Genomic DNA, 12,061 nt, shown 5'->3' on the forward strand with positions numbered 1-12,061 from the left:
GTGCCACGCCTCACGATCGCTCAACTGACGACCGGTCTCTTGGACTGGGGCGTCGGGCCAGTATTCCGACAGCGACGGCGGATAGCGCGATGCTTACCAAAGCGCCGAACAGGATTGCAGCGTCCTCGCCGGGGGCAAGGGCCTTTGCTTGGATACCAAGCGTGACGGCCGCGACAGGGACGCCGAGCTGGCCCGTGGAGGTAAGTGCTTGAAGCAACGGCAAACCGACAGCGCGGGAAACGAGGTGAGCAACAGCCGCGGCGAGACCCAGCAGGGCGCCAAGAAGAACCATTGCGGGGTGCGCAGCCAAATCACGCAGATCCAGAGAGGCACCCAACCACACGAAGAAGAGCGGGCCGAAGAAACCCTCGGTCATACCGAAGAGTTGCCGGGCCAGTCTGTGCGGTTCACCAACGGCAGACAAGACCAGCCCGAGCGCGAATCCGGCGAACAAGATAGACAGCCCGGCAAGCTGCGCGACCGCAGCGAAAGCGAAAAGAACCACAAGGCTCAGCCTGAGCTCAAGCGCGAGCCGGTGCCGCTCCGAGTATTCATGGAACCGCCGGCGGACACCGAGCCGCTCAAGGCGCCGAAGCACCAGGCCCAAGGCGATGGAGCCCCCGGCAATCGCTAGAGCGGCGATCGCGGACCCCATCGCCTGGTTCGGTGCAAGCACGAAGGGCAGAGCAATGATGCACACGACATCGGCGACCGCGATTTGCGCCAAAAGGCGAGAGAACGACGCCCCAGCAAGCCCAGCAGATTGCAGCATCGGCAGAATCACAGCAGCCGATGAAGAGGCCAGAATCACCCCATAGAGGACTGCGTGATGCGTGCCGAACAACTGCGAAAGCCCCGACCCAAGCACCGCAGCCGCCACTCCGACCACGACGACGGCCGCCGCCCCGCGAGAAAGAACCGCCCTTATCTTTGGGTCACGCAAGGGAATGTGCGAGCCGACCACAACCATCGTCAGGCCGAACCCGATGCTCGCCAGCAGCCGGAAACCCGGAGCACCCGGATCGACCAAGCGAAACCCGGAGGCTCCGATAATCAGCCCGCCGGCCAATTCCCCGACCACAACGGGGATCCGCCATGCTCGCCGCGCGGCGAGCATGGGACCAAGCAGGCCGACCGCGACGACGAGAGCCAGGGATGCAACGCTCACCCGCTCACCCTAGCGAGCAGGACACCCGCGTCATCGTGTCGTGCTCGCAACAGGCCGGCGGGTGCGGACCGCGATGATCACGAGAACGATGATCCCCTGGACGATAACGATGGTGCTGACCGTCGCCGGAAAGGCCTGAGGCCCGAGATCGCTCGAGGTCAGTAGGTCGAACCCGCCATGCCAGAGGACGACGGGAATGATGCTCCAACGTCCGAGACGGGCCAGGAACCCTAGCCAGAAGGAGCCGGCGATCAGCGCAACAGCCCATCCGATTGCTGCCCATCCCATTTCCCGAAACCCAGGATTGAAAACGAACTGGGGCGCGTGCCAGGCCATCCACACGACAGCAACGATCAGTGCCGCCGCCACGAAGCCAAACCGATCGGTGAGAGTAGGCATCAACCATCCCCGCCACCCGGTTTCTTCTCCGATGCCGCTGCTGAGGACCCAGACCAGCAGGACCACGATGGCGGGCACGCCCGGAAGTTTCGTGGTCAAGCCAACGGCGGGTAGCCGATCGAGCGAACCGGTGGCCAACCGTTCTACGAGGAGTCCGGCGCCGAAGTACAGCACGAGGGAAGCGACTGCGACGCTGATTGCGCGGCCGATGCCCACGAACGAGAAGGTGCGCTTCGCCCATCCGCGGAGTCCGCCGGTTGGGCGAAGCACAAGCGTCGCGGCGATCGCTCCGAGCGCCGGGCCGGCCTCTCCCGCATAGAAGTACCACGGCAGCACAGCGGGGGGCGTGGAGAGGACGAGCGGCAGTGCAGCGAGCCAGGTGAAACCGAAGGTGACTGCGATGAATACAGCTAGTGACCGGCCAAACCGTGGGACTGAAGAATGAGCATCGGGTACCGTCCGGCGGCGCCCTTCGCCGCTTGTCACGGGGCATCCCACATCTTCATCCGAGACACTTCCATGGTTCCTCCATTCGGGTCTTCCTCTCACGGGACTTTCGACTCTCCGCTCCTGCCGGCGACTGACTCACGCTGGCCTTAGAGTCAAGGAGGCCTTCGTGAACATCCTCACGAGTGTGGAACCGGGAATCTATCTCGGGTGGGGCAGTTTCGTCATCCAGCTGGGAAACGCGATCGTCATCGCCGTCATGCTCCTGCTGTTCGTGTTGGCGCTGGTCCTCCCTTTCCCGAAGGCACGGCGACGGCCATGACCTCGCAGAAGACCGCGCCTGGAACTCGAGCCGATGCGGTGGATGAGGTATACACCTGGACGGGCCGGGCGCGACAGTGGTTGCTGAAGCGGCTGCCGCCGGACAAGCTGCTGCCGCAGGATCAACCCAGCTACGTCGCATCCTGGATCTACGTCTTCGGCATGGCCGCGCTTGCTGCACTCGCCGTCGTCATCGGGTCGGGACTGGTGCTCAGCCTGAACGGGCCCGCCTGGTATCACGTCTCCGCTCTTGGCCACTTCACCAACGGCGTCCATCTGTGGAGTGTCGAGCTGTTCTTCCTGTTCATGGTCGTGCACCTATGGGGCAAGTATTGGATGGCAGCCTGGCGGGGTGGTCGCGTTCTGACGTGGATCACCGGGGTGATTGCTTTCGCCGTCTCCATCGTCGCGGGGTTCACCGGGTACCTGTTGCAGTCGAATTTCGATTCCCAATGGATCGCGTTCGAAGGCAAGGACGCACTGAACGCGGTGGGCGTGGGCGCCTGGTTCAACGTCGCCGACTTCGGTCAGATGTTCACCTGGCACATTGCGCTCCTCCCGCTCGGGGTGGCGGCGATCGTCGCCCTGCACGTGCTGTTGGTGCGGATGCACGGAGTCGTGCCGCCCATCGACGCCACCGAGACGGATGACCAGGTCGTTAGAGCCGGGAACGAATCGGAGACACGACCATGAAGACCACGCCGAGCATGTCCTGGCGAGCGGGAGACGATCTGGCGAGCCGCCCGTGGCGCGGCCGGGTCCGCGACTACGACCTGTTCAAAGAGGTCACGGTCGGTTTCGTGGTCGTGTCTCTTCTCACTGTCGGTATCGTCGCGCTGCTCGGCTCGCCCGACGAGCGCAGCGTCACCTTCTCGTCGTGGGCGACGAGCCAGCCCCTCGACTTCGCCACCACCGCGACCGCAGAACTGGCGGGAACCAGCGACAGTGCGGGATACGGGCCGCCCTACAACAACACTCCGGACGCCACCCAGACGCTCGGCCCGCTCGACCTGCAGAGCATGTCCGGCGTACGCCTCCCGATCGACACGGCGAACGACTTCGTCATCGCACCGCTGAAGACGTTGCCCGTCGTGCCGCGCGCCGTCGCCACCTGGTCCGCCGCAAGCCCGACCGCGCAGTCGCGATGGACGGATGCCTACGCGAAAGCATTGGCGGCTGACAAAGGCTCCGCGCTGCCACCGGCTCGTGCGGCCTATGGTCCCGTCCCAGCGCTCATCACGTCGCTGACGGCCATGGCGCGCAGCGGCGGCCTTGATGGTGCTCTCGCCGGCCACGGCTTCTACAACCTGGACTTCACCCGGGCGATCCTCTTCCTGGGAGACGGAACCTACTTCCAGAATCTCGCCGCCGGTCAGCACCTGACCGGCGACCAGTGGGGAGTGATGAACGAGACGGGCAACTATCCCGGCCAGTCCTGGCTGTGGTTGTTCTCCTTCTTCTACCAGGTCGAGCCCTTCGCCTCCGCCCCCAACGCGGACCTCCTGGTCGTGCTCATCATGGGGGTGCTCACCCTGCTTCTGGCCCTCATCCCGTTCATCCCCGGGCTCCGCACCATCCCGCGGTGGATCCCACTTCACCGGCTGATCTGGCGCGACCATTACCGGTCGCAGACCCCGCCAGTCGACGCGCACACCTCTTCCGGTGCCGCACCGTCTCCGGAACACGTTGCGCCCACACGGGAACACGCGCCCGTTGAGGTCGGCCGACCATAAATGCCTGTCTTCTGTGGCTCGTTCGATAGAGGGAGTCGGTGGGATTGGGGGCACCGGAAGCGCAAGCGCCTCAGCAGGTGCTGCCCAATCAGGAACCGTTTGCCCGTGAACGAGCTGGGCGCTGTGTCAGTGAGTGGAAGCTAGCGAGCTTTTTACAGCTGCTTCGAGACGCGGCCGAAGGAGCAATCCGAATGTTTGAGTAATATGCGAGGTCGGAGAGTCCTGGTAAATAATTGTGTTTCCATCCACAGCTCTACAGGTTTTTTTCGAGCAGAACGCGTCCGTCAAGTCTAGATTTTTGATTCCAAGGGCCCGCGAAATTGGACCGACTCGGTCGGGGACCGAGTTGAGGGCGATTTGGCGTGGAGTGGAACACGACTTCGCGAGCTGAGGGTCCCCTTTGGACCTGTCAATGCACGCGTAGGCTTCGGGCGAGTTAAGTGGCACGTCCGCGATGGTCAACATCGGCACTTTCTTGGCTTGCAAGGCGGCAAGAAACGCTTCGACGCCGCTCCTTGGGGAAGTGGATCCGCGGTAGGCGCTGTAAAGGACCAAATTGTAATGGCCGTCGACCAAGCCATTGAAGCCGGCGGGCGAACCGCCGCAGTCTCCGCTCAGCCCCGCGTCGCATGACACACCCACGAAAGTAGTCAGACGCCATCCGTTTGATTTCGCGATTGCCATGAGCGGAGGAATGAAGTGCGCTGCGTGTGAATCGCCAGTGATCGCAATTGAAACCTTCGCGTCGGACGGGCCATAAGTGCACGAGTGCGACGCGCTGTGGTTGAGATCGAAGCAGTCAAACATGGCCCCTCGGTCGTATAAGCGATCGGATGGGGATGGAGTCAAGGGCATCTTGGGGTTTGTCGCAGCTCCAAGTACGGCCGGCGGTAGGGAGGCAGCGACCGCCGCGGCTTGTGCTGCCTGTTGATTGATGAACGTAAGTGACGCGGCACAAATGATGCATACCGCGACAGTGCCTGCTACCGCGGGATAGAAGCTTCTGCGGATTTTTAAGTGCCAGAAGGGACCGTAACGGAACGGGTCTTCAATCAATACTTTGCTCGCCGCAGCGAGCACGACTGCGCCGCCAGCGATCCCTATTTTTTCAAGGGTATTAAGGGAGTGACCTGACGCAAACGGGAACATCACTATCAGTGGCCAATGCCAAAGGTAGATTCCGTAGGATATTCCGCCGATATAAGCGATGGGCCTGAGGCGGCCGACATCAGACGGCACGAAGCCTTCGCGAACCTCTCCGGCCCAAATCCAAAGTGCTGCGCCGGCCACCGGCACCAGCGCTGCGACACCGGGGAACAACGTCGTGCTCGTGAAAAAGACGGAGGCGATACCGATCAAGAGCGCTCCCAACCAGCTGGCAGATATCTTCAGCGGTCGCGAGATTTTTTCCAGGGAAGCACCTGCGGGGGCGAACGCGAGTAGACCTCCGGCGGCGAATTCCCAAGCGCGAGCAGCCGTTGAAAAGAAAGCCAGAGCCGGTTGGCTCTGCGTGAGCCACAGCGAGTAGCAGAACGAGACGATGGCAACAGCCGCAACGAAAAGCAGCGCAACGCGCTTCACTTGACGAGCATCTACAGAATATTGTGTGCCGCGCCGCCGGCGTTGAATTCTATATGCGGCGCCTCCCGCCGCTATAAGCATCAACGGCCAAAAGATGTAGAACTGCTCTTCAACAGAAAGAGACCAGAAGTGCTGGGTCGCGACGGGCGCTTGGTCGCGCGCGAGATAGTTCACTGAATCAGCGGCCAATGCCCAATTCTGAACGTAAAGCGCCGCCGCGACAACGTTTCGCAGCGTGGCTCGCCAAAGCGCCTCGGGCAGCAAAGCGTACATCCCGATAATGGTCGCCAAGAACACAGTGGTCGCGAGCGGGAGAAGGCGCCGGGCTCTTCCTGCCCAGAATTTGCCTAGCTTGATCCCGCCGGGCGCAACAGCGCCTGCAACCAAATGAGATGTAATCAAGTACCCGGAGATTACAAAGAAAACATCGACCCCGACGAACCCGCCTGTCACCCTCCCTGGCCAAAGGTGATAGGTAACGACGAGCATGACGGCCAGGGCGCGCAGCGCCTGAATGTCATATCGAAGTTTGGGTTTGTGGCGCGCCGCACTGCCAGTCATACGGGATCCCCCTAGGCGACACCAGGTCGCACTTCCAAAAGTTTGACCTATTTCAAGCCAAGGAAATGATACTGGGCTATGGGCGATTCGGTTCCAAGCGCGTCTCGCGGTTCATTCCTCGCTTCTGGCCCTCATCCCGTTCATTCCCGGGCTCCGCACCATCAAACGCGATCCTGATGCTCGAACTGGCCAAAGGAAAACCCCCGGACTCCGCATCGGACCGGGGGTTCTTTGGTGGCTCCGACCGGCATCGATCCGGTGACCTTTCGATTTTCAGTCGAACGCTCTACCAACTGAGCTACAGAGCCTGGGGACGCTTGCACGTCCACCTAGACGGAAGCCCTTCCGAGTGGAAGGGCTTGTCGCCTGAGCGACCCTGACGGGACTTGAACCCGCGACCTCCGCCGTGACAGGGCGGCACGCTAACCAACTGCGCTACAGGGCCTTATTGTGGTGCTTTTTGATTTTCGTACTGCTCGTTAATACTAATGGACACCGTCGGAACGTGACCCCAACGGGATTCGAACCCGTGCTGCCGCCGTGAAAGGGCGGTGTCCTAGGCCGCTAAACGATGGGGCCGGATCGTCGTGGACCGCTTCCGCTGACCATGACCACCGACGGACAAGCATACGGAAGACCCGCGGAGATTGCGAATCGGGTTCGGATCCCGGGCGGGTCGACGTGGATGAGGACCTCTCGCTTCTCGCAACGCCACCGCCAAATCCCGCGGGCGGGTGATGCGGCCCCGTAGTCTGCGGCCCAGGCGGTCCCCCGACTGCCCGTGCGAGCGCACTCCCCCGACCACTGTTCAGGCCCCGTTTTCCGGGGGCTCGAACGCCATGTTGCTAAAGTGGCGCATGTTGAGCTGTGGGACAGGTGTGACCTGTGTGACCACAGTGGATGCGGAAGCGAGCGGGTCGATAACACTATGAGACGCCAGATGAGCAGCCGAACGGCACCCCCGACCACCTCCCCGAGCGGTTCCCGCCGCCGGGCGGTCCGTGCAGCCCTGGCCGGTCTGATCGTCGCCGCCGTCGCGGTGGTCGGAGCCGTCTCAGCCCCGGCGTACGCCGACAACTACCCGTCCTGGCAGGACGTCCAGAACGCCAAAGCCAACGAGGCCGCCGCCAGCGCGCAGGTGAACCGCATCAACGACCTCATCTCCCAACTCCAGGGCGAGGTCGCCGACACGCAGGCCGAAGCGGTGAAGCGCGGTCAGGAACTCGAGGCCGCGCAGGCCGCCCTCGATATGGCCACGATCAAGGCCCAGGACCTGGAGTCGCAGGCGGCGCAGAGTCAGAAGAAAGCGGACGACGCGAGTGCCCAGGCGGGCAAGCTGGCCGCCCAGTTGTACCGCACAGGTGGCCGCAATCTGACCGCCAATCTGTTCCTGAGTGGGAACGGAGCTTCCTCCGCCAGCCCCGACAAGCTGCTCTCCGGGCTCGGCAGCATGTCGAAGCTGGTCGAGCAGTCCAACAAGGTCTACACCGACGCCAAGACCGCGCAGAACACGGCCAAGTCGCTGTCCGCGCAGGCGGCCGTTGCGAAGGCGGAGCGCGAGAGGCTGCGAGTCGCGGCCGAGGCCGCAATGCAGGCTGCAATCGCCGCGGCGAAGGCCGCCCAGGACAAGCTGGCCGAACAACAGCAGCAGATCGTGGTCATGCAGGCGCAGCTCGCCGCACTCCACGACAGCACCACGAAGACCGTCGCCGGCTATGAGGCCGGTGTCGCGGCAGCAGCCGCCGCAGCCGCTGCGCGAGGCTCCGGAGGCCTGCCCGGCGGGTACGTCGGCCCACAGGGGTGGGCGGTCCCCGCCACAGGTCCGATCACGGACGGTTTCGGCGCTCGGCCATCACCCGGAGGCGTCGGCAGCACCTACCACCTCGGCATCGACATCGGTGCGTCGTGCAACTCGCCCATCTACGCGGCCCACGAGGGCAATGTCATCTACGCAGGCCCGAACGGCACCTACGGCAACTTCGTCCTGCTCGACAATGGGGATTCCGTCAAGACCGGTTACGCGCACATCCGCGACGGCGGCATCCTCGTCGGCATCGGTCAGCACGTGGGCGCCGGTCAGCCGATCGCTCGCGTCGGCACCACGGGCGCCTCGACCGGCTGCCACCTCCACTTCGAGGTGCGCATCAACGACACGAAGATCGACGGCATCCCCTTCATGAGAGATCGGCAGGCACCCCTTGGCTAGCGACAACGTGAAGAGCAGCCGGGTCCGTCCCGGTCTCGCCATCGGCGCCGGTGTGATGGGCGCGGTCACCGCATCCATCGGCATCGTCAGCCCCGCCCAGGCGGTCGACTACCCATCGTGGAACGACGTTCAGCAGGCCAAGAACAACGTGGCCAGCCAGCAGGCGATGATCGACAACATCACGACGCTGATCACCGGTCTGCAGGCGAACGTGGATGCGGCGCGCGTGGCATCGGAGAAGGCGGCCGAGGCGTACTTCCAGGCGAAGAACGCGCTCGAAGCGGCGACCGCAAAGGCCGACGACCTCCAGAAGCAGGCCGCCGCAGCAGCCGACAAGGCGAAGACCTCGAAGATGCGCGCCGGCCTACTCGCCTCCCACCTGGCGAAGTCCGGCGGCGGAGACGTGACGACGAACCTCATGCTGAAGGGCGGAGGCTCCGGAGCAGAGGCGGACAAGCTCCTCTTCCAACTCGGCACCATGAGCAAGCTGACCGAGCAGTCGAAGGCGGTCTACGACCAGGCCACGAAGGACAAGAACACCGCGGACGCGCTCACCGCGCAGGCGAAAGCGGCGAAGGCGGAGCGCGTCACGCTCGCCGACCAGGCGGACAAGGCGCTGGCGGCCGCTCAGGATGCGCAGGCCGGCGCCCAGTCGGCGCTCGCCGCCCAGCAGCAGAAGTCCACCGAGCTGGTGGCGCAGCTGGCGACGCTCAAGAACACGTCGGCACAGACCGAGGCGGCATATCTGCAGGGCGAGCAGATCAGGGCAGCGCAGGAGGCGGCACGCAAGGCGGCGGAAGCGGCGGCCGCGGCTGCCGCGGCTGAGGCGCAACGCCAGGCGGCGGCGGCCGCCGCGGCATCCCGTCCCGCGGCGTCCTCGGGTTCATCGTCAGGCGGAGGCTACTCCGCCCCAGCCGCGCCGAACGGGAACGTCGTCGACACCGCGATCTCCTATGCTCGTGCCCAGCTCGGCAAGCCCTACATCTTCGGCGGCGAGGGTCCGGTCGGCTACGATTGCTCGGGGCTGACAATGAAGGCGTACGCGTACGCCGGTGTCTACATCGGCTCGCACTCCGTCAACGACCAGTACTTCCGTGCGGCGAACCACGGCCAGCTGGTCTCCTACGGCGCAAAGCAGGCCGGCGACCTGATCTTCTGGGGCGACGGACCGGGCGATTTCTACCACGTGGGCATCTACATCGGCGGCGGCAAGATGATCGCCGCTCCGACCGAGGGCGACGTCGTCAAGATCCAGTCGGTCTGGGGCTCCCCGTGGCGCCTCGTCGCCCGCCCCAGCGCCTAACCCCCCACCGTCGAGTACACAAAAAGTGCACGCCATCCAGCTGGATGGCGTGCACTTTTCGTGTACTCGACGGCGGGGCCGACGTGGCCGGGTCAGTGGCCCTCGGCGGCGAGCTTCGCGATGGCCTTCTGGATGAGGCCGTCGGCCTCGGCGGCGTCGCCCCAGCCCTCGATGTTGACGAACTTGCCCGGCTCGAGGTCCTTGTAGCGGGCGAAGAAGTGCTCGATCTCCTTGCGGGTCTGCTCCGGGATGTCGTTCACGTCCTGGATGTGCTGCCAGCGCGGGTCCTTGTACGGCACCGCGATGACCTTCGCGTCGCCGCCGGCCTCGTCGCTCATGTTGAGCACGCCCACCGGGCGCACCTTCACTCCGACGCCCGGGAAGAGCGGGTACTCGAGCAGTACCAGCGCGTCCAGCGGGTCGCCGTCGTCGCCGAGCGTGTTCTCGAAGAAGCCGTAGTCCGTCGGGTAGACGAAGCTGGTGAACAGCACCCGGTCGAGGTACACGCGACCGGTCTCGTGGTCCACCTCGTACTTGTTGCGGCTCCCCTTGGGGATCTCGATGACGACGTCGTATTCGGCCATGCCGTGCTCCTTTGTGGGTCGTGATTCGGCACTAACGTTACTAGGTGCCCCTCACCGGTTCCGAAGGCCCCCAGCGCCGCCCGCGGCTGACCCCGGCCATCGCGGACGCCCGCCGGGCGGTCCGATCGGCCCTCGCGACCGCCTCGGCCCTCCCGGCGCTGGACCCGCACGACGACCACGGCCCGGCCCGCCCCGCCCCGCTCACCGCGGGCGCCCTCGTGCTGGTCGGGCTGAGCGGGGGAGCGGACTCCCTCGCCCTGGCGGCTGCCACCGCGTTCGAGGCACCGCGTGCCGGTCTCCGCGCAGGCGCCGTGATCGTCGACCACGGCCTGCAGCCCGGTTCGGATGCGGTCGCCGACCGCGCCGCGCAGCAGGCGTCGGCGCTCGGTCTCGACCCCGTGCTGGTCGAACGTGTGGAGGTCACAGGTGTCGGCGGTCCGGAGGCTGCCGCCCGCGCCGCCCGGCACGCCGCCTTCGACCGCGCGTCGGCCGAGACGGGCGCCGAGCGCATCCTGCTCGCCCACACCCTCGACGACCAGGCGGAGACGGTGCTGCTCGGCCTCGCACGCGGCTCCGGCCCGTCGAGCCTGCAGGGGATGCTGCCCGACACCGGCCGCCTGCTGCGGCCGTTCCTGGGCATTCGTCGCGCCGAGACGCGCGCGTTCTGCGCGGACAGCGGGCTGGAGCCGTGGGACGACCCGCACAACGTCGACCCCTCCTACACCCGCGTACGGGTGCGAAACGCCGTCCTCCCGGTGCTCGAGCGGGAGCTCGGTCCCGGCGTCGCCGAGGCGCTCGCCCGTACCGCCGAGCAGCTGCGGGAGGACGACGAGGCGCTCGACGGCCTCGCCCTCGAATGGGCGCAAGAACTGGTCGGTCAAGCCGACGACGGCGCCGTCGCACTCGACGTCCGCGGCCTCGCCGCCGACCCGGCCGCCCTGCGGCAGCGGATCATCCGGCTGGTCGTCTCCGCGGAGTTCGGCGTCTCGCTGACCCGCGCCCACACCCTCGCGGTCGCCGCCCTGATCACCGACTGGCACGGCCAGGGAGCGGTCGATCTGCCAGGCGTTAGAGTGGTCAGGCAGAACGGGCTGCTCATGTTCCACCCCACCACGTAAGTAAGGACAGCGCCTCCCTCATGGAACTCACGGACGTCGAGAACGACCTGACCGAGATTCTGATCACCGAGGAGCAGATCCGCTCCCGCATCGCCGACCTGGCCCGCGAGGTGGAGCGGGACTACGCCGGCCAAGACGTCCTGCTGATCGGTGTCCTGAAGGGCGCCGTCATGGTGATGGCCGACCTCTCCCGCGAGTTGCGCATCCCGGTCACGATGGACTGGATGGCCGTCAGCTCCTACGGCAGCGGCACGCAGTCGAGCGGCGTCGTCCGCATCCTCAAAGACCTGGACACCGACCTCAGCGACAAGACGGTCCTCATCGTCGAAGACATCATCGACTCCGGCCTGACCCTCTCGTGGCTGCTCTCCAACTTGAAGAGCCGCGGACCGGCCTCCATCGAGATTTTCACCCTGCTGCGGAAACCCGATGCGGCTCGCGTCGAGATCGACGTCAAGTACGTCGGTTTCGACATCCCGAACCAGTTCGTCGTGGGCTACGGACTCGACTACGACGAGCGCTACCGCACCCTTCGCGGTGTCGGGATTCTGGCCCCCGCCGTCTACAGCTGACCACCGCGGGCATGGAGAGTGCCCAGAGCGAACACGCAGGCGGCCCACAGCGCCCAGGCGGTACTGTG

Annotated in this window: 11 protein-coding genes and 3 tRNA genes; 7 read left to right on the top strand and 7 right to left on the bottom strand. The window is 65.2% G+C overall.

Annotated elements, in window-relative coordinates:
- Positions 1–10 precede the first annotated feature (10 nt).
- Both AB4079_RS13480 and AB4079_RS13485 read right to left on the bottom strand, forming a co-directional pair.
- Positions 11–1,168, bottom strand: coding sequence for a cation:proton antiporter (locus AB4079_RS13480; protein ID WP_441787819.1), 1,158 nt, complete (start codon positions 1,166–1,168; stop codon positions 11–13).
- A gap of 30 nt (positions 1,169–1,198) precedes the next feature.
- Complete coding sequence (locus AB4079_RS13485; RefSeq protein ID WP_441787820.1) at positions 1,199–2,053, bottom strand: CPBP family intramembrane glutamic endopeptidase; 855 nt, start codon at positions 2,051–2,053, stop codon at positions 1,199–1,201.
- A 130-nt stretch (positions 2,054–2,183) separates the two neighbouring features.
- On the opposite strand from AB4079_RS13485, the gene AB4079_RS13490 reads away from it, so the two are divergent.
- Genes AB4079_RS13490 through AB4079_RS13500 form a run of 3 tightly spaced genes read left to right on the top strand, consistent with a single transcriptional unit; the run spans position 2,184 to position 4,068 of the window.
- Entirely contained in the window at positions 2,184–2,336 is a 153-nt protein-coding gene (locus tag AB4079_RS13490; RefSeq protein WP_441787821.1) for a hypothetical protein, read from the top strand.
- Complete coding sequence (locus AB4079_RS13495; protein WP_441787822.1) at positions 2,333–3,028, top strand: cytochrome b N-terminal domain-containing protein; 696 nt, start codon at positions 2,333–2,335, stop codon at positions 3,026–3,028. Before AB4079_RS13490 ends, AB4079_RS13495 begins: the two co-directional genes overlap by 4 nt.
- Entirely contained in the window at positions 3,025–4,068 is a 1,044-nt protein-coding gene (locus AB4079_RS13500) for a hypothetical protein (RefSeq protein ID WP_441787823.1), read from the top strand. Before AB4079_RS13495 ends, AB4079_RS13500 begins: the two co-directional genes overlap by 4 nt.
- Positions 4,069–4,194: 126 nt before the next feature.
- On the opposite strand, the gene AB4079_RS13505 is transcribed toward AB4079_RS13500, so the two are convergent.
- The 4 genes from AB4079_RS13505 to AB4079_RS13520 form a co-directional block, all read right to left on the bottom strand.
- Positions 4,195–6,210, bottom strand: a complete 2,016-nt coding sequence (locus tag AB4079_RS13505; RefSeq protein WP_441787824.1) for an acyltransferase family protein — start codon at positions 6,208–6,210, stop codon at positions 4,195–4,197.
- 232 nt (positions 6,211–6,442) lie between these two features.
- Positions 6,443–6,518, bottom strand: a tRNA-Phe gene (locus tag AB4079_RS13510).
- A 63-nt stretch (positions 6,519–6,581) separates the two neighbouring features.
- A tRNA-Asp gene (locus AB4079_RS13515) sits at positions 6,582–6,655 on the bottom strand.
- A 61-nt stretch (positions 6,656–6,716) separates the two neighbouring features.
- Positions 6,717–6,789: transfer RNA gene (locus AB4079_RS13520), tRNA-Glu, on the bottom strand.
- Between the two features lie 361 nt (positions 6,790–7,150).
- Here AB4079_RS13520 and AB4079_RS13525 point away from each other — a divergent pair.
- Positions 7,151–8,416: a peptidoglycan DD-metalloendopeptidase family protein gene (locus AB4079_RS13525; RefSeq protein ID WP_441787825.1), complete on the top strand. Its 1,266-nt coding sequence runs from the start codon at positions 7,151–7,153 to the stop codon at positions 8,414–8,416.
- The gene (locus AB4079_RS13530) at positions 8,409–9,719 is read left to right on the top strand and encodes an NlpC/P60 family protein (RefSeq protein ID WP_441787826.1); all 1,311 of its coding nucleotides are present in this window, start codon (positions 8,409–8,411) and stop codon (positions 9,717–9,719) included. Before AB4079_RS13525 ends, AB4079_RS13530 begins: the two co-directional genes overlap by 8 nt.
- Positions 9,720–9,811: 92 nt before the next feature.
- On the opposite strand, the gene AB4079_RS13535 is transcribed toward AB4079_RS13530, so the two are convergent.
- Positions 9,812–10,303 carry an inorganic diphosphatase gene (locus AB4079_RS13535; protein ID WP_441787827.1) on the bottom strand — a complete coding sequence of 164 codons (492 nt, stop codon included), beginning with the start codon at positions 10,301–10,303 and terminating at the stop codon, positions 9,812–9,814.
- Between the two features lie 44 nt (positions 10,304–10,347).
- Between AB4079_RS13535 and tilS the strand changes: the two genes are divergently transcribed.
- Both tilS and hpt read left to right on the top strand, forming a co-directional pair.
- Positions 10,348–11,421: a tRNA lysidine(34) synthetase TilS gene (gene tilS, locus AB4079_RS13540; RefSeq protein ID WP_441787828.1), complete on the top strand. Its 1,074-nt coding sequence runs from the start codon at positions 10,348–10,350 to the stop codon at positions 11,419–11,421.
- Positions 11,422–11,441: 20 nt separating this feature from the next.
- Entirely contained in the window at positions 11,442–11,993 is a 552-nt protein-coding gene (gene hpt, locus AB4079_RS13545) for a hypoxanthine phosphoribosyltransferase (RefSeq protein ID WP_441787829.1), read from the top strand.
- Positions 11,994–12,061: the final 68 nt, after the last annotated feature.

The organism is Leifsonia sp. 2MCAF36 (genome assembly GCF_052115525.1).
Lineage (GTDB): Bacteria > Actinomycetota > Actinomycetes > Actinomycetales > Microbacteriaceae > Leifsonia.